This is a genomic window from Bacillus horti (genome assembly GCF_030813115.1).
GTDB classification, from domain to species: Bacteria; Bacillota; Bacilli; order Caldalkalibacillales; family JCM-10596; genus Bacillus_CH; species Bacillus_CH horti.
Genome location: NZ_JAUSTY010000003.1, coordinates 256,088 through 274,645, shown reverse-complemented (window position 1 = coordinate 274,645; position 18,558 = coordinate 256,088). Strand labels below are relative to the sequence as shown.

General features: G+C 42.1%; 11 protein-coding genes and 1 pseudogene. 1 reads left to right on the top strand and 11 read right to left on the bottom strand.

Annotated elements, in window-relative coordinates; genetic code table 11:
* Positions 1-28: 28 nt before the first annotated feature.
* The 11 genes and pseudogenes from pepF to J2S11_RS04850 form a co-directional block, all read right to left on the bottom strand.
* Positions 29-1,834, bottom strand: coding sequence for an oligoendopeptidase F (pepF, locus tag J2S11_RS04900; protein WP_307391714.1), 1,806 nt, complete (start codon positions 1,832-1,834; stop codon positions 29-31).
* Positions 1,835-1,993: 159 nt separating this feature from the next.
* Positions 1,994-4,033: an AraC family transcriptional regulator gene (locus J2S11_RS04895; protein ID WP_307391712.1), complete on the bottom strand. Its 2,040-nt coding sequence runs from the start codon at positions 4,031-4,033 to the stop codon at positions 1,994-1,996.
* A gap of 210 nt (positions 4,034-4,243) precedes the next feature.
* Positions 4,244-5,107 carry a cation diffusion facilitator family transporter gene (locus tag J2S11_RS04890; RefSeq protein WP_307391709.1) on the bottom strand — a complete coding sequence of 288 codons (864 nt, stop codon included), beginning with the start codon at positions 5,105-5,107 and terminating at the stop codon, positions 4,244-4,246.
* 235 nt (positions 5,108-5,342) lie between these two features.
* Positions 5,343-5,945 carry a GNAT family N-acetyltransferase gene (locus J2S11_RS04885; protein ID WP_307391705.1) on the bottom strand — a complete coding sequence of 201 codons (603 nt, stop codon included), beginning with the start codon at positions 5,943-5,945 and terminating at the stop codon, positions 5,343-5,345.
* A 264-nt stretch (positions 5,946-6,209) separates the two neighbouring features.
* On the bottom strand, positions 6,210-6,995 hold the full coding sequence (gene kamE, locus J2S11_RS04880; protein ID WP_307391702.1) for a lysine 5,6-aminomutase subunit beta: 786 nt from the start codon (positions 6,993-6,995) through the stop codon (positions 6,210-6,212).
* Complete coding sequence (gene kamD, locus J2S11_RS04875) at positions 6,992-8,584, bottom strand: lysine 5,6-aminomutase subunit alpha (protein WP_307391700.1); 1,593 nt, start codon at positions 8,582-8,584, stop codon at positions 6,992-6,994. The genes kamE and kamD overlap by 4 nt, the downstream gene beginning before the upstream one ends.
* Positions 8,541-10,379 (bottom strand): MutS-related protein, encoded by a 1,839-nt coding sequence (locus J2S11_RS04870; protein ID WP_307391697.1) that lies wholly within the window; start codon positions 10,377-10,379, stop codon positions 8,541-8,543. The genes kamD and J2S11_RS04870 overlap by 44 nt, the downstream gene beginning before the upstream one ends.
* A 229-nt stretch (positions 10,380-10,608) precedes the next feature.
* On the bottom strand, positions 10,609-11,625 hold the full coding sequence (kamB, locus tag J2S11_RS04865) for a lysine 5,6-aminomutase reactivase subunit KamB (RefSeq protein ID WP_307391693.1): 1,017 nt from the start codon (positions 11,623-11,625) through the stop codon (positions 10,609-10,611).
* 92 nt (positions 11,626-11,717) lie between these two features.
* Positions 11,718-13,115, bottom strand: a pseudogene (gene kamA, locus J2S11_RS04860) (lysine 2,3-aminomutase); the annotation flags it as partial.
* A 387-nt stretch (positions 13,116-13,502) separates the two neighbouring features.
* The gene (gene kdd / locus J2S11_RS04855) at positions 13,503-14,579 is read right to left on the bottom strand and encodes an L-erythro-3,5-diaminohexanoate dehydrogenase (protein WP_307391690.1); all 1,077 of its coding nucleotides are present in this window, start codon (positions 14,577-14,579) and stop codon (positions 13,503-13,505) included.
* Between the two features lie 265 nt (positions 14,580-14,844).
* Positions 14,845-16,416: a sigma-54 interaction domain-containing protein gene (locus tag J2S11_RS04850; RefSeq protein WP_307391689.1), complete on the bottom strand. Its 1,572-nt coding sequence runs from the start codon at positions 16,414-16,416 to the stop codon at positions 14,845-14,847.
* A 643-nt stretch (positions 16,417-17,059) separates the two neighbouring features.
* Here J2S11_RS04850 and cls point away from each other — a divergent pair.
* Positions 17,060-18,439, top strand: coding sequence for a cardiolipin synthase (cls, locus tag J2S11_RS04845; RefSeq protein WP_307391686.1), 1,380 nt, complete (start codon positions 17,060-17,062; stop codon positions 18,437-18,439).
* Positions 18,440-18,558: the final 119 nt, after the last annotated feature.

The following is an 18,558-nucleotide window of genomic DNA, read 5'->3' as shown; positions in this document are numbered from 1 at the left end:
GTTATTCTTCTTATCATAATCAATCATGTTAGAAGCTATTCTCTAACTCATCCACTAATGAGCCTACATAGGCTACAGCTGTTCTAATCGGGGCAGGAGTAGACATATCCACACCAGCAAGCTGCATAAGCTCAAGCGGCTTTAATGTTCCTCCCGCTTTTAAAGCAGACAACCAACGGTCTACAGCTGGTTTCCCCTCACTTTGAATTCGCTGTGCTGCCGCTGTAGAAGCTGTGAGACCAGCAGAGTAGGTGTATGGATATAAGCCCATATAATAGTGGGGCTGACGCATCCATGTTAAGCCTGCTCCTTCATCCATTTCCACGGCATCTCCCCAGAATTTAGATAGCAGCTCTGTTTTCTGTTCACATAAAAGCTTAGCTGTTATAGGTGTACCTTTATCAGCAAGCTCGTAAACCCGACGTTGGAGCTCCCCCTCTAGGATATGAGTAACAAAGTTATGATAGTAAGTACCTAGAGATTGAAGGATCACCCAGCGACGCATACGTGAATCAGTAGATTTTGCTAGAATATGCTGGCTAAGAAGCATTTCATTCATCGTTGATGGCGCTTCAACAAAATATGTGGATGGACGTGTATTAGAAATCCTTTGATAACGACCTGCTAGGCTAAAATGTCCGGCATGCCCTAGCTCATGAGCTAATGTATAAGCATTTCTCATAGAGTCGTTCCAGGTCATCAAAATATACGGGTGAACCCCATAAGGACTTGAGCAAAATGCACCGGATCGCTTGCCCACATTGTCTGCTAAATCCACCCAGCGATTATACAAGCCCTGCTCCATAATTTCCATATATTCTGGCCCCATGATTTCTAAGGCCTCGAGAACAAGTTTAGCCGCTTCATCATAAGAAATCCTCGGGTTGTATTCAGGATCAAGAGGAGCCTTCAGATCACTAAAGCTCATCTTATCTAAGCCCAGCACACGCTGCTTTAATTTGGCTAAGCGACGCATATGCGGGGCTAGCTCTGCTTGGATTGTATCTAGCTGATTATGGTACATTTCCTTTGTAACCTGCTGCTCATGGAGAAGCATATCCGTAACAGAAGGATAATTACGTAGACGCGCTTCAACAACCTGCTTTTTGACTTCTGTTGCATACGTAGCTGCATACGTGTTTTTGTATTGTTTGAGTGTATCTATAAAAGTAGCATAAGCCTTTCGACGTAGTTCAGTTTGAGCCTCCCCTTCATATTTAGGAAAGGAGTTAAAGGTTAAAGGGTACTCTTCCCCATCCTCTGTTGTGAAGGAAGAGAACTGCATATCTGACGTTCTGCTTCTTTCATAAATCATATACGGAGCATTAAGCACCTCTCCAAAGGCTGCTAGGACTTCTTCTGTATCTGGAGACAGCCTGTAGGGTATTTGTTCTAACAGATCAGTAAGTGTTTTACGAAACTCCTCTAAGCCCTGCTCTTCCTCTATATAATGATGGATCGTTTCACTACCTACGGCCAAAATTTCAGATTGAATAAAAGCGGATTGAGCTCTAACCGATGAAAGTACGGAGCCCACCCTTGCTGTATTTGCCTGATACACTGAATTTGTACCATCCTCAGAAAGCTGTAAGTGAGCGAAGGTCATAACACGTGCTACTCGTTCACTCAGCGCATCTTTAGCAAGCAGGCAATCTAGTAATACTTTAGCCCCCTCATGTATCCTTCCTTTATACTGTGATACTGTTTGAATATCACTCTGTAAGGAAGTCAATTCCCTTTCCCAAGCTTCATTTGTCGCAAATAAATCATTAAGATTCCAGGTCTGCTCCACAGGAATATCTGAGCGGTGTAATGTGTTCTGAAAAGCTTTCATAGAAAAACTCCTTTCAAAATAAGTTAGACTTAGAGTAGCCTGATTTTCATAAGAAATGATTAAAACATTTCGCAAATCGAATAGTTATATCTCCATTATACATAATTACAAAAAAAGAGGAGTGATTTCACCGAATCACTCCTGTTATATCATCTCTATTTATTGATCTTCAAAGGCTTCAGCAATTTCGTCGATAACAAGATTAATGGCTAAAGGACCATAGTATCCAATCCACATAGTCGTATTGACCACGTACAGCTGTTCATCCTGTACAGCCGTTAAGCCTTGCCACACGTTCGTATTTTGAAATTCTCCGATTAATTCTGTATTCGAATCATCCATTAAGAGAAAGAGATGATCTGCGTTTAAGTCTGGCATCACCTCAAGGGCAATGCTTTCACTAGATTCTGCCTCTTGCACCATGTCAGGAGGATTCAGACCAAGATCCGTATACAGAATAGCTGCCGTACGATGATCTGTCCCGTGTAGGCGAATCATTTCTTCACGCGGCCTAATTAAAGCCACCGTTTCCCCTTCAAGCTTTTCCTCTAATTTTACCTTCAATTCGCTAACCTTTTGCTGATATTGCTCCACAACATCCTTTGCTTCCTGCTCTTTATCTAAAATTTTTCCAAAAGATTCTATAACCGTACGCCAATCCTCATTTCTTTCAAACATCAGAGTTGGTGCAATTTTTGTTAAATCATCATACACATTTTCTTGGAACTCTGTACTAATAATTAAATCTGGTCCGCTTTCCAGAATCGCTTCTAGGTTAGGCTCTTGGTATGTTCCTAATATCTTAACGTTGTCAGGTAACTTATCCATTAAATACTCAGGGAAGTCTGCTTTATCGCTTGTAGCAATAACACTTCCTATTGGCTGTTCGCCAAGCGCAAGCATATGATCAATATATTGAACGTCTAAGACGACGATTTTTTGCGGAACTTCCTCTAGCGTCATTTCACCCTTAAGGTGTTGAATGATCCTAGCTGCCCCCTCTGTTCCCGTTGCTGAACTGCTTCCTGCTTCACTACCTTGACCCGTAGACTGACTTGGTGAATTTGTCGCAGGGCTACTTGTACTACCAGTACCTGTAGCACCAGAACATGCACTAAGGAGTAGTGTTAGGGTAAGCATCATACTTATAGCCATAGCTGATTTTGAACTTTTATACATGATCGGTAATGCTCCTTTATTTTTATAGTGATAATGATTATCATCATCACTATACCGTTGTCGTTTGTCTACAGCAATAGGTAAAAACGACAGAAAGGATGGATTTTGGCGACCTAGATCTCTTAGACTCTGCTCTTTGAAGTGGACAGGTGATAGCCCCGTATACTTTTTGAATAACCTACTGAAATAATAGCTATCTGTATATCCGACGGCTTCAGCAATCTGTTTTAAAGAAAAATCGCCTTTGTCCAGTAATACTTTTGCTTGATTTATTCGTACAATGGTTAGGTATTTCATTGGTCCCATTTTAAAAGCTGCTTTAAAAAGCCTCTGAATCTGCCTTGGCGTACAGCCAAAATCCTCTGCTAATAAAGGCAAAGTAATAGGGTCTGCGTAACGCTCCTCTAAATATCGAACGGCTTGTGTAACAAGATTGGGAGATTGTATCCTTTCACCCTGCTCCTCAAGCTGCTTAAGTAGCTCATAGACAAATTGATGAAAGAGACCCTTCGTTCTAAACTTTTCTAGCATGCCATATTGCTGCCAGTATTTATCCATCTGCTCTATCGTTAAAAACAGAGAAATAGGATGATTAGGGGCAAACCCATACTGAATTTGAAAAGGGTTACTAGCTTTTTGTATACGAATGAGTTGCTTTCGATAGGGTAGGGACAACGTAGCTTTATAGAAAACTAAATAATATTCCAATTCCTCAACAATCTCTAGAATATCTAAAAATGCTCCTTTTCCAGCATGACACACATAAGTCCGGTCTATGTTATACATCCTATTATCTAGAAAAATTTGAGCCTTTCCTCCAACCACATAAAGAAAGGTACTCGCAGGCAGTTGATACGCAGGTAAGGATTGTTCTGGTTCTAGCTTATGATGTCTTATATCGAGCACTTTAAGTGCAGCGTTATTCCATAATAGTATGTGATCTTGAATGTCCAGATTCCTCACCCCTGCCTTTTTTAGCTGTTCAATATAACTTCTCCCTTCATTATAATTGATAACCATTCTCAACTCCAATGAAATTTGTTACTTAGTCTCATGACATCAACCTATCTTTCATTTAAGGAATATCTTTTTATTTCCTATCTTTCACAACCTTAAACTTAAATGAAAAGTAAATAAAAAAAGAGAAGCAGCTCATCTCTTGCTTCCCTTAGATCCACTCTTATGCTTATGCTTTTTACTTTTGCCTATTTTTGCTTACTTTTGTTTCAGTTATTCCGGTTCAATGTGAATATGACTGTGGGCAATCCGATGCTCTTTTTTCAGCTTCTCCTCTACAATTTCTGTTATTGTATGACTTTCTACAACATTAAGGGATGGATCTACCCCTATAATCACGTCGATAAAAACATTGTTACCATGCACTCTTCCTTTAATATCCTTGATACACTTTACTCCACTAATTTTCGAAATCGTTGCTTTAATCTCTTCAAGCTTCTTATCATCAAAGCCATCTGTTAGGGCATGTGAGGAATCCCTAAAAATATCCCATGCCGTTTTACAAATGATTAGCCCCACGATAAAAGCCGTCAAAGGATCAAGCCATGGTAGACCAAACTGTGAGCCTACGATTCCGATAAAGGCCCCAATACTCACCAACGCATCCGACCGATTGTCCACCGCTACGGCTCTCATCGCATTACTATTAATTCTTTTAGCTAATCGTTGGTTATACCAAAAAACAAGGAACATCACCGTTGCTCCTCCTAACGCTGTCCACGCTGCTACCATATCCGGAGTTTCCAAAGCAGGCTGAAACACCTTCATCGTAGCTTGATAGAGAACATGAAGACCAACAGCTACCATGATAAAAGAAGCGATGAGTGAAGCCACCGTTTCTGCTCTGAAATGACCATAAGGATGATCACGATCAGGGGGCTTCCGAGAAATTTTTAGCCCGATCAACACAGAAATGGACACAATGATATCCGTTGCATTATTCAAGCCGTCCGCCATCAACGCTTCAGAGCTAGCTGTTTGTCCTATAAATATTTTAACGAAAGAGAGAATTACATAGGCGATAATACTAAGCCAGGCCCCTCTTTCTCCTTGTTTAAGTTCATTATATGCTTCCAATAGACGTACCCTCCGGTTAATAGTGTAAGCTCCTCTCAGAAAATCATACATGCTAAGGGTCATGTGGGTCTAGAGAAACAGTTTTGCCACTAGTCTTCAACCGGAGGACTCTAACAACATAGTTTATAGGTTCCAACTGATTTTATACTATACAAATGATTTTATAGAGTTCAACTGATTTTGGAATAAGCAACTGATTTGCAATGGGGCAAAAAGAATGGAGTAAAGCGCCCATTTACTCATCTGATTGTAACGTTGGGTAACCTAATGAACCATTCTTCAAGCGTACCTTTGTGTAGACGCACTCATCTCTGAGGTCGCCAGCAACTTGATCGATAAAATTGTTTATAAGTATGGCTTCCAAGTGATACCCACAACGCTCTGCAACCCTACGACTGGCATCATTTCTAGTGTCACAACGTATTTCGATGCGATTGGCTTGAAGATTTTCGAAAGCAAATTGTGTCATTCCATCCACGGCTTCACTCATATATCCGTGTCCAGAAGCAGATTGCCTAATCCAGTAAAAGAATTCAAAGCGGCGCACTTTCCAATCTATCCTTACTAGATTGCAAGAACCAATGAACGTTCCGGAAACTTTATCTAGCATATAAAAAGTAAGTGTTTCACGCAAAAAGAAATTCGCTCGAAGTTTACGAGCATTTGCTTCAGTCTCTTCGGTTTCTGGAATTTGGTTAACCCATATCCACTCATCCAAAAATTCATAAGAATCTCTAATTGCCTCATTAACCATGGCTCCATCGCCAATCTGAGGCACCCGCAATAAAAGTCGTTCGGTTTCAAACTGTTCCGGTATATCAAGAAGAATTGGATTCATGACTACACCCCCGTAAATTCTAAATCTTTCTGTCCCTTCTTCTACACTCCTACCTTCAAACTTAATAACAATTATGTCAAACCTAAAAAGAGAATATTAGCAATTATATTAACTAACTATCCTCTTCTTAATTATATCTATTTAATTCTAATTAAGGAATAGAGCGAGCCAAGTCTAAGAGTCGAATATGACCGTTACAGTTGGAAATTAAACAAGGACCGAACAATACTACAAATAGCTGACCGTACACAGGTCATTCTACACTTACTTTTGAGAGAGTTCCCTGTCCTTTCTCTTCACTAGCTCCTGCACGACAAAAGAAGCCACATCAGGGGCTAGCGACCCCGGACCAAAACCAGCATCATAGCCCAGCTCTAGTGCCATCTCATGGTTAATCCTTGGCCCTCCGCATATCAGCAGATACTTCTCCCTTAAGCCCTCTGCTTCAAGTAGCTCAACCAACTCTGTTAAGTTTTTAATATGTGAGCCTTTTTGCGTAACTACTTGTGATACAAGCAAAGCATCAGCATTCAGTTCAATCGCTTTGGCAATCAAGCGTTCATTAGATACCTGACTGCCCATATTCAGCGCTTCTATCTCAGGATATCTCTCGAGACCATATTCTCCGTTATAGCCTTTCATGTTCATGATCGCATCAATACCTACCGTATGGGCATCCGTCCCCGTACACGCTCCAATAACGACAGGTTTCCTTCCTAAGTGCTCCTTAATATATTCATTAATCTCTTTAAAATTCATCACCTGAGATTCTACCTTAGGGACATAGATAGAGGAGTAATCAACGGCATGCTGACAATGACCGTACACAATGTAAAAGCTGAATCCCTCTCCCAAGTCCTGAGCACTGTACACTTGCACATCCTCAAAGCCCATCTTCTGGACGAGCTTTCGCGCTGCTTCCTTCCCTTCTTCGCCGTATGGGACGGGCAAGCTAAAGCTTAGCTGTATCGCTCCATCATTATACGTATCACCATAGGGTCTAACATGTGTATGATCTAACTCGTATGGACGAAATGAAGCTTGATTCATGCTTCCCTACCTCCTGCCAGCTGTGCTTTCCTAGCTTCAAGGCCTAATCGACTACGCAATTCATCCTCAAACGGATTGTGGTAGCTTGGTGCTTTTAGAAATACCCCTGACAATCCTCGCCCACCTTCTCTAGAGCGTTTTACGTCAGCAAACCGCCCTTCCTCAAGAGCTAGGAATAAACCCTGATCTCGTACATCCTGCAACAGTTGAATGGCTTCCTCTAAAACCTGCTGAGCTCGTCTCTCGATTTTCCCACCCTCTTTAAATTCAAGCTCATCTCCAAGGGTTTTCATTGTGCGGAAAACGTACTGCGCATTCTCAATAGCAAGCTTACGATCATGCATAAACGGTGTATGCATCGCCTCTGTCATCATCCCCAAAAGCTGAATACCTTGCTTGGTCATGATAGACACGACATTAAAAAGTGCATCCTGAATATGACCCTTGAAAATATTCCCCGTCATATGTTTCGTAGGAGGCATATACTTCAAAGTGGCTTCAGGAAAAATCTGACGAGCAAGCTGAGCCTGAGCTAATTCAAGTAAAAAGCCATCCTCAAGCTCTGGATTAATTTCAAACGCATGACCTAAGCCCTGCTGAGCAGCAGTCAGCCCAGAGCGAAAAGCAAATTGCTCGTTAATAAATTGAGAAGCTAGCACCGTATGAGCCGCTTCTACAGCATCAGCAGTCGTTAAATAATTGTCTTCTCCTGTATTGATGATCACACCAGCATACGCATTAATCATTCTGGAGAAATATTGATCGACTAGCGTTCGCTGCATATTAATATCCCGGAAAAGGATACCGTACAAAGCGTCATTCAGCATGACATCCAATCTCTCCAAGGCTCCAGCAGCGGCAATTTCAGGCATACACAAGCCCGAGCAATAGTTACACAGTCTGATATAGCGCCCTAGCTCTTCACCCACCTCATCTAACGCTTCACGCATGACACGAAAATTCTCCTGTGTGGCATAGGTTCCACCGTAGCCTTCACGCGTAATGCCATAGGGGACGTAATCGAGTAGACTTTGTCCTGTACTGCGAATTACGGCTACAATATCTGCTCCTTGTCTAGCCGCAGCCTTCGCTTGTGTTACATCCTCATAGATATCTCCTGTAGCTACGATGACGTACAGGTAGGGCTGCTCTCCGTCTCCCCAGCGCTGTATATACGTATCTCTTTCTTGCTTTCGTCTCTCTAGCAAAGCTAGTCTTTCGGCTACTACCTGCCTGCTTGCTTCCTCATAGCGCTGAGCGCTTACCTGAGGTACCTTGTCTAAGTGTACATCCCCCGCAGCTACTCTTTCGGCAATCTGTTGGGCAGAGCAATCCCATGCGAGCATAGCATTTAACACTGGAGCATACGCTCCTTGCTCTAGTAAGCCTTTATCCTGTAAATGCTCGACCACCAAGTTGGGATAGGGCACAAAGTCTGCTACACCATCAATACCTAAAAGTCGAAGCACAGTTCGTTCCGAGGCTACCGTTGATCTTTGAGCAATAAATTGATCCATATCCCCTGCTATTTCCTTAGCTAGCTGCCTAGCGTAGGCTATCTTTTCCTTCTCCACTCTTAATTGCCCCATACGCCTCCCCCTTTTGGTTCCCTAGATTGTCTTCAGCCGTTTTTTCAGCCTTTCTAACTGTTCTGGTCTTTCTATTCATTTCTCCCGCTCCAGCCTTTCTAGCTTTTCTAGCCCCTTGGGTTATACTAAGCGTTTTAGAAAGATATTGCTTAGCCAGCTCAATGATTTCAGTAGGAACCCCTAACTGCTCAGCCACATAAAAAGCTTGTCGTGGTGCTCCCCCTTGTTGAACTTCACGCAGGGTGTAGCTAATTTTCCCCGTTCCATCCATCTCCCCAGATTGATAGCAACGAATATTTGGAATATCCTTCTTGAATGTAAAATGGCTGACAAGGACAGATATATGTCTCTTGCTCTCAGCCAGTTGCTTCATAACAGCGTATACCAATGCCTCTCCTTCATGCGGGTTCGTACCTCTAGACAGTTCATCCAGAAGGATGAGCTTATTAGATGTGACCAATGTCTGTCCAAGCTGGTGCATTTCAGCTCCAAATGTACTTAGTTCTTGTGTCACGCTTTGCTGATCACCACTAATCATTTGCAGCCCTTGCAATAGAGCAGTTTGGAAGAAACTAGCGGACACAGGTAGGGCAAAGTGAGCCTGCAAGCATAGTGAGCCAATCGTTTTAAGGGCTATACTTTTACCGCCCATATTCATTCCCGTTAATAACGTGCAGCCGTATTCAGCCTGAACATGCAAGGGACTGTATGCCCTTCCCTCACCTTCGAGCTTATCCAGCAGCGGTAAAAATCTACCCTCCCGTACAACCAAACTTTCTCCAAGCATCGGCCACTCTAAATTTCTTGCTTTTTTCCAAGCCCATTTAGCCCTACGCCAATCCCATTTACCGAGCTCTACCGTCACCTGATGAAGCTCCTGCAGGAACGGGCGGATGTTTTGCGCTAACTGACGTAAGGATTCCTGCTCTAAACGTTCTAGCTCTTTCTGAAGCTTTTTTCTACTATTTTCTAGCTTTTTCTCCTGTTCGTCTGGAATTAAAGCAAAAATGATTTCAAAAGGAGTTTGCTGCTTCTGTTCTAGGTCTGCTCGAGCACGGCATATCTCCAAAGCCTTTTGATCATAGATAGAAACATAAACATAGCGGTCACGTTGAGTAATTAGCTTTCCTTGCTTCTCTCTCTTTCTGTGTTCTTGTTCTTCATGTATATGTTGTTCTCGCCTGTGTACTTGATCTAGTTCATGCTCTAGTTCGCGCTCAAGCTGCTGGATTCGTAGCGTTTTATGTTGCTGAAATTCCTTTTCAAGTCGAGCAGCCTTCCCTTGACAATCAGCAAGCCTAGGACTGATCTTATCTAAAGATAGCCCCCTATCCTCAGCACCTAGAGGAGCTAGGCAAGCATGAAGAAGCCGCTGTGTTTGTTGCAGATCTGACTGTAGTTTAAGAAAAGGCTGTAGAATTACAAGGGCTTGCTGTAAAAACTGCTTTAACACAAACCAATCCGATTGATCACCCGTTTCGTCTTGCTCTAACAAAGCCAGAAAGGATAAAGGATTAGGAATAGCCCTTAACGCCGCAAGAAATGCTTCATCCCTCAGCTCATGCTCCATCTGCTCTAAGGCTTTGGAAAGCCGAATTTCCTCTAGCCACAGTTCTTCTTCACCAGTCTCAAAAGGAGTAAGTCGCCTTTTAAAGTTTCTTCCGAAAATAGATAAGGGCTTAAGCTCCTCCAAAATCGACTCCCACTGTAAAGTAGCTAAAGTAACAGAGTCTGCCCACAATCGGCGGACCTCTGTGCGGAACTCTGTTTGCTCTTGCTCCATATTCCCTCTCATAACAACCCTCCCTTAAACAACACCTTCTCACAACTCTCCTCTTCAGATCATTAAATCTCTCATAATGCTCATCATAGATGAGCAGAGACAACTTTGGCCTGCCTCTCACCTGTAACGGACATTTATGACCCTTAGAGCGCCATTTTTAACTGATTGGATCTCTAACGGACATTTGCAACCCTTAGAATGAAAGTTCATTGATTTTGATCTTATCTATCTTTCAACTAACCTAGATTAGAAGTCTTCTTTTGGCATCAATAACAGGGAGCGGATCAGCGATGCGTTTCATCTCTGCCAGCCAAGGCTCTGTGCTATACCCCTGCTGAACGCTGAATGGATTGACCGCTAAAGCAAGCAGCTCACTTTTTTCTCGCACATAAATCTCCCCACCCTTTCTGAACCAACGTAGCAAGGTATCTTGACCTGCAAAGCATTTGGTTGGATTATCTAGGAGAATAGGAAAGGCTCTTTTAGAGGATAAGCATTTCAATAGCATATTTTCAGTCAAAGCACCCGGAATCCATAGCGCCTCAAAATCAGAGGTTAGCTCCGTTCGTAATTGATCGAAAAATGGCATCGCATGTATCATTGAGCTTTGCACCCATTGTCTTTCCTTCATATAGGCGACACTCCTAAGCTCTGAAGGAAAAGTTCCGCTCCAAAAGGGTAATTTCCAGCGCAATAGAATTTCTTTTGTTTTGCCCAAAGCAGATTCAAGATCTGTCGCTACAGTCTGTCCTGTACACAGGATAAATCCTTCAGCGATTTTCGTTTGAGCTGCTGCTATTCGATCATAGGCACCATCAATAAGGGAATGTGTCACTCCCTGGGCAAAAAATGCAGTATGAGCCATTTCGATATCCGTTAAAAGATGGGTCCCCCCAAGCTTTATAGTTCCACTATGAGTGCACTGAACAAGATAGACTGGTCCTAAGGGGGAGCTTGCCTTAAGCTCTTTTACATAACGAAAGCCGGCCTTTGAGTCAGCTAGAGCAGCCTTAGCAGAAACGGCCCACATGCCCGTATAGATAGGAATAGCTGGTTTGGCATGCCCCTCCCATACGTCCAGCTCTTCTCCATCCACCCCTATACTTGTCAGACCTAAAATATGCTGTCTTTCGATTCCCTCTTCAATCAGCCAATTCAAAACGGTCGTTTTCCCTACATTTTTGGCTAGCCCGACGACAGAAAGTCGCTTCATTGCTGTGGGAACGAGGCCCCATAAAGAGGGTGTAAAAGTAGACATTACGTCCCACTTTTCTCTTCCTGTGGTTTTCTTACCTGATCCTTGATATCCTTAATTCCTTTAATTTCGTCGTCTGAGTTTTCCTGCATGTCTTCTTTATTCTCCTGATTCTTCTCTGCTGCTCCCTGTTTCTTTTTATCATACGCCGTGATGAGCTTCTCTTTCATTTCATCCCTTTTTCCTCTGCGATCCTTTAAGCTCTCTCTACCAGAAGCTTCATATGACTCTCTTTTCTTCATTCTATTAAGACCTTTAGGAACTAAATTAAATTCTGTATCATCCATAATGGCGCTAATCCCCACTGAACGCTTCTCACTTGGCCCATACACTTCATCAAAGTACTGGTCAGCAAGACCTGGCGTATATTCCTCTGGCTCAGGGTAAGACGTAATCACACCTTCAAAATTACGCAGAATCACCTTATCTGCACTCTGTGAAATGATGTAGTTCGGCGCTACTGGAATCTTTCCACCCCCACCAGGTGCATCCACCACAAACGTAGGGACAGCATAGCCCGACGTGTGTCCTCTCAAGCCTTCCATGATCTCTAAACCTTTAGAAATAGGAGCACGGAAATGTCCGATTCCCTCAGAAAGATCACATTGATAAATGTAATAAGGGCGAACTCTTATGCGTACTAGGTCATGCATAAGCTGTTTCATGATACGTACACTGTCATTAATTCCGGCTAAAATGACCGCTTGGTTTCCTACCGGTACACCTGCATTTACTAACCGTTCACAAGCCTGCTTCGCTTCCGGTGTAATCTCTAACGAATGATTAAAATGAGTGTTGAGCCAAACAGGGTGGTACTTTTTAAGAATATTACATAAATTTTCTGTAATTCTTTGCGGAAATACTACGGGAGCTCGTGTACCAATTCTGATTATCTCCACATGTTCAATTTCTCTTAAGTTTTTTAGAATATATTCCAGAATCCTGTCGTTAATGAGTAAACCATCCCCACCTGAAATCAGAACATCTCTCACTTCTGGTGTTTCTCTAATATAGGCAATCGCTGCGTCTAGCTGTTTTTTCGGAACCCCCATGCCCACTTGTCCGGAAAAACGTCTGCGTGTGCAGTACCTACAATACATAGAGCATTGATTAGTAACTAAAAAAAGAACACGGTCTGGATAGCGATGGGTTAAGCCTGGAACTGGAGAATCCTCGTCCTCATGTAGCGGGTCCTCAAGGTCGTATTTCGTTTTTGAAATTTCCGAGGAAATAGGTACAGATTGCATACGCACAGGACATCTCGGATCGTCTGGATCCATGATTGAGGCGTAATATGGCGTAATGTTCAATGGGATCGTTTCCATTGAAACTCGTACTCCTTGCTCTTCCTCTGGAGTTAGGTTGATGATTTTTTTCAAGTCATCCACTGTACGAATCGTATTCGTGAGCTGCCACATCCAGTCGTTCCACTCATCCTCCGTGACGTCCTTCCAAATCTCTATATCCTTCCATGGTCTAATTTGCCTTGTCATAGCTATTCCTCCTTTATTGACTTGCTTTCTTTCATCCTTTATCTATCATTAGGTGAGAAGACTCCTTCTTAAAAAGTGAATCTTTAGGTGGGAGATGAATTACCTTTTTTGTGTAGCACAACGTAAACGCATGTGCTAAAATGAAACATACGTTCTATGAAAACTGAACATATGAGGTTGCACAGAGAAGAAAAGGAACCTTCTGTGCGTAAAATGTTCAAGGTAACAAGAACCTTAACCATGTACTCCCAAACTATTTGACGTAGTGAGGGATAATGGATGTGTGAATCATCCACAGTGAATAAGGGCTGCCTACACGGTCGAAAGTTAAATGCCAAACTTCACTGAAAAAAATTCCAAGCTATTCATCAGTTGGAAGCCCCCACTTCAAATACCTTTGGTGTTAAGTGGTGGGTAGTTCACATACTTACCAAGCATATACTCCTGTAAAGATTGGGATTCTCGAAGCAAGCCTAAAGTAAGCTCAGCATGACCACGAGTGTAGCCATTTCCGATCATTAATTGAATATCCTTCCCTACCCCTTCTGCTCCTAAAGCTGCCGCTGTAAAGCTAGTCGCCATACTGAAAAAGTATGTGATGCCACCCTCCTTTGTACATAGAATAGAGGTCATCTCTGTATGAGGAACGTTCACACAATTAATCACTACATCAGCAAGCATTCCAGTCGTAGCACTCACTACCTTGTCATATAGCTCCATTGCTTGAGTTGCATCTGCCTGCAAAACCTCATCAGCAAGCTTTAGCTTCCTTAAACTGGCACAGGATTCTTCCCCATATTCCACAGCAATCACACGTCCTTGTTCACCCACACTCTTCTTTGCCTGATAGGTTGCCAAGAGACCCGACTTCCCTCCTGCTCCCAAGACCAATACGGTATCTCCTTCTTTCACAAGCTGTTGAACCTGAGCTGGCGCCCCACAGACATCTAGTGCTCCCAGGGCCAGTGCTTCAGGTATATCCTGCGGAAGGACTGCATAAGGACTTGATTCAAAAAGGATGGCGTGACCCTTCACTTCAACCTGGGCCGTGTCTAGATCTACAGAAAGAATCTCTTCAATATATAAGGGTGTTAAAGTTAGAGAGATAAGCGAGGCAATCCGCTCCCCAATCTTTAGCTTTTCTGAGGGATAGTGGCGCCCTTTTTCCTTTACAGTGCCAATTAGCATACCACCTGAGCCGGTGACAGGGTTATGCAGCTTTCCTCTTTCCCTTACAATGGCTAGGATTTGATCCGCTATGTGCTTTTCATTTGAATGAACTTCATGATGATTGGCTGTAGACTTAAGCTGCAAAAAGGAGGCAGAATCAATATTTAACCTTTCTACATTAATAAGTAGCTCATTATCATAGATGGGCAAATCAGGGTTTAGCGTTTGAGCAGGCTGAGGTAAGCTGTTTGCTGGCTCCAGCACCCTGTGACACCCATATTTCTGTCCCTTCATATTTATCCTCCCTTCATGATTCTGTGTTTAGCTGCTTAGAATTTGCTTAATTGTTTACTAAGGTGTTTACCAAGCCTGGCTAACGACTTACTACGTAAGTTATAGGATATAACAAAATCTTATCTACCCTTTACTATGCAAAAGCTATGCCAAAGTGGATAAAATATGGAATTTCTCGTATCAATTTAGGCTAGAACAGAAAAAAGGCTATTTCACCAAGCTTAAATAGCTTGTGAGATAGCCGATGACTTTAACTACTTTTTATTTACTCCATTTGATTGTGCCGGAAAACTGGCACCTCGAGTTGATATTTCTTCAGCTTATACTGCATCGTTTGCCTAGGAATTTGTAAAAGATCTGCCGCTTGTTTCACATTCCCTTTTGTCTTAAGCAACGCCTGCTGCATCCAACGCTTCTCCTCTCGCTCCAGGGTTTCTCTTAAAGGTGGAACTTGGTCAGTGATAACAGAAGTATTTCGTTGGGAAAGAGCTTTAGCTCCCGTTTCTTCAGTTGTATCCTCTAGCTTCATACCCGATTTCACATGTAGTATATGATGATCTTTGACTGAAGAAAAGCTTGCCTGCTCATCTCGCGCCCCTTTCTCAGTCATTCCTTCACCCCAAAGCTTCTGTAAATGCTCAGGAAAATGTGTTAGTTCAAGGATGTCTCCCTCAGCAAAGTTCATAGCTGCTTCAATAGCATGCTCTAGCTCTCTAACATTTCCCGGCCAGCTGTAGAGCTTCATTTGCTCTAGCACAGCTGAATCAAGTGTTACATTCTCTTTACCAAATTCGGACGCATAGATATGAACAAAATGATCAATTAATAACGGGATATCCTGAAGCCTTTCTCTCAAAGGGCTTAGATAGATAGAAACAACTTGAATCCGATAATACAAATCAGAACGTAATTGTCCCTTCTGCACGGCTAGATGTGGGTCTACATTCATCGCTACTACAATCCGAACGTCAATCGGAATCATTTTATGATCCCCTATTCTTCTGATCGCTCCGTCCTGTAAAACCCGTAACAGCTTAACCTGAAGCTCCACAGGCATCGAATTAAGCTCATCTAAAAATAACGTGCCTCCGTTTGCAATTTCAAACAATCCCTTACGATCCGTTGAACCGGTAAACGAACCTTTGGTCGTGCCGAAAAGTAGGCTTTCCAGGAGACTCTCTGGAAGAGCTGCACAATTTTGAGCAATAAAGGGGCCCTTTTTTCTGGGAGAAGCAGAGTGGAGAGCTTGAGCAATAATTTCCTTACCTGTTCCCGTTTCTCCATAAACTAGAACGGGAGAAGTGGATTGGGCCACCTTAAGAACAGCTTTTTTCACATTAAGCATCAGCGGATCCTGAGTGAGAAAATGATCTAGTTCATACCATTCTGAATGCTTATTTTTCGGCACTTTAGCTTTTTCATGAGCTACTAGTCTAGCTTGAAGATCTACGAAACGCTCAGCAAGCTCTTTCATTTTTGAGATATCCTTCGCTACCTCAACAGCTCCTACCATGCGACCCTCCACATAAATAGGTAGAGTGGAGTTTATCGTGTTCACTCTCATTCCCTTTACATTCACATATGTTTGTGGCTGATTCATCAATGGTTTTCCGTTTCCAAGAACCTGCAAAAACGTACTCGTGTGCATATCAAGAGAAGGAAAACTGTCTAAGACGTGCTGACCAATCACTTCATCCTCCGTCAGCCCATCTAAAGCAGCGATAACCTTGTTATAATAGATCGTTTTACCGTCAGCATCAATAACATGGATTCCTTCATCTATAGAACTTAAAATAGCTTGTAGCATTTCAGGAGTCTCAAGGGAAAAAGTCATCATACATCCTCCATTCTGCACATAGAAAGAGAGTGAATATAAGAAAAGCTTCTATTGAAGCGTTCTCGAAGAAGTCGTCTAGTCCATCATTTGAGGAAGCTTTTCATGCCGTCAGAAAGTATTAAATTTGAAGAAAACATGGTATCAAATTTTATACTTTCTTAAACGTTAAGAAAAGTTTCTATTGAAGCCCTCTCGAAGAAGTAGTCTAGTCCATCATTAGCGGAAGCTTTCACACAAAGTGCGCAAGTGACGCTAAGCAACTAAAGTTGCAAGTCGTCCTATGTCCTGCAGTCAGAAAGTATAAAGTTTGAAGAATACATAGTATCAAATTTTATACTTTCTGACTGTTACAAATCATCTGTTCATTTAATTATATCAAAGTATCACCCATCTGAGTATGCCTTTGGTAACCGCTTTCATTTTTTACATCTCGTGCTGTTCTTTTGCGCAATGAGCTGCCATACATATCGTTAGTGAACCGTTCTTTAGTTTTAAGGTTTTAGTATAATTGCCTGTTAAGATTGGGAACATAAAAGAAGTCAAACAAGGAGTACAGTTAGTTCGTGTATAAAGACAATAAAATTAGAGCTACTTTAGATTTAATTTAGATTTTAATTTATATAGAAGTAGGAGGGGTGTTAACATGGGTTGGGTTCTATGGGCTGTAATAGTAGTTATTATTGCTGTTATTATCTTTTACGTAAGCTATCACCTCAGCAAGCGCAGACAGTTTCAAAAAAAACAACGTGCTGACGCTACTTTATATCATAAAGTCTTTGAAAGCCTTCATCAGCACCTTTCCATTGATGAAGCCAAAAACCGCTTTGAAATAAAAGCTCACGCCAATCTTTTAGCCTTTATCCAACAAAGCACCTTATTCCCCATTACTCAAAATGACCGCTTCAACATATTAGTCAATGGACCGGAAACGTATGCTAAGCTCTTTCATGAAATCCAAAAGGCTACTCACCATGTCCATCTTCTTTATTATACAATCAGGGATGATGAGATCGGCAAAAAGCTTTTGCGCTTACTTATCAAAAAATCTCAGTCAGGAGTGCTTGTTAGAATCCTAGTGGACGGAGTAGGCAGTCTCCAATTTTCCGAAAAGACCTTAAAAAGGCTTAAACATTATGGCATCCAATGTGGCGTGTTCGCTCCACCTAAGCTTCCTTTTCTGCTTCATCTTAATTACCGTAACCACCGGAAAATTGCTGTAATCGACGGTAAAGTAGGGTTTACAGGTGGTCTTAATATTGGGGATGAGTACCTACACAAGGATCCTAAAAAAGGCTATTGGCGAGATATCCACTTGCTTGTTGAAGGAGAAGCCGTTCTATTATTACAGCGCATTTTTGTTACAGACTGGTACTATGTTAAAAACCAGAAAATCGAAGAGGATAAGCAATACTTTCCCCTCTATGATGCTAAAGCAAGCTTAAAGCTTTCTATCTCACAGCCTTTAGAGGAACAGACCATTTTAGCCCAAATTGTACCGAGTGGACCAGATATGAAAAAGCAGATCATGAAGCAGGTGTACACACAAATGATTCGCTCGGCTCAAAGGCATATTTGGCTGGCTACTCCGTACTTTATTCCTAATAGATCTTTTTTAAATGCGATTCACATGGCTCTTGATCAAGGTGTGTCAATTACTCTTCTTGTCCCTTACAAAACAGATAGCTGGTTTGTCCAGCAAGCCTCCTTTCACTACTACAAGCAGGTGCTAGAAAAGGGAGGGCGCATTTTTCTCTATAAGAAAGGATTTTACCACGCGAAGATCGCTTTAATTGATGACCAAATTGCCAAAATTGGTAGTGCCAACATTGATAAAAGAAGCTTTTACTACAGTTTTGAAGCAGGTGTGTTTGTGTATGATCCAGAGGTCTGTCAGACACTTAAACAGCTATTTATAGAGGACTTTCAAGACAGTGTGCGTTTAACTCCTGAAGATATAGCGAACCGAAGCTTTCCGAAACGGCTTGCTACCTCCTTCTCCTTGCTTTTGTCTCCATGGCTGTAAATCTTAGCATTAGCTACTACTGGTTCTTAATCTTTTATCTCTTCAAATCATTGAACCAAAAAATCATTAAATATGAAAAGCTTCTATCGTAGCCCTCTCGAAGAAGTCGTCTAGTCCAT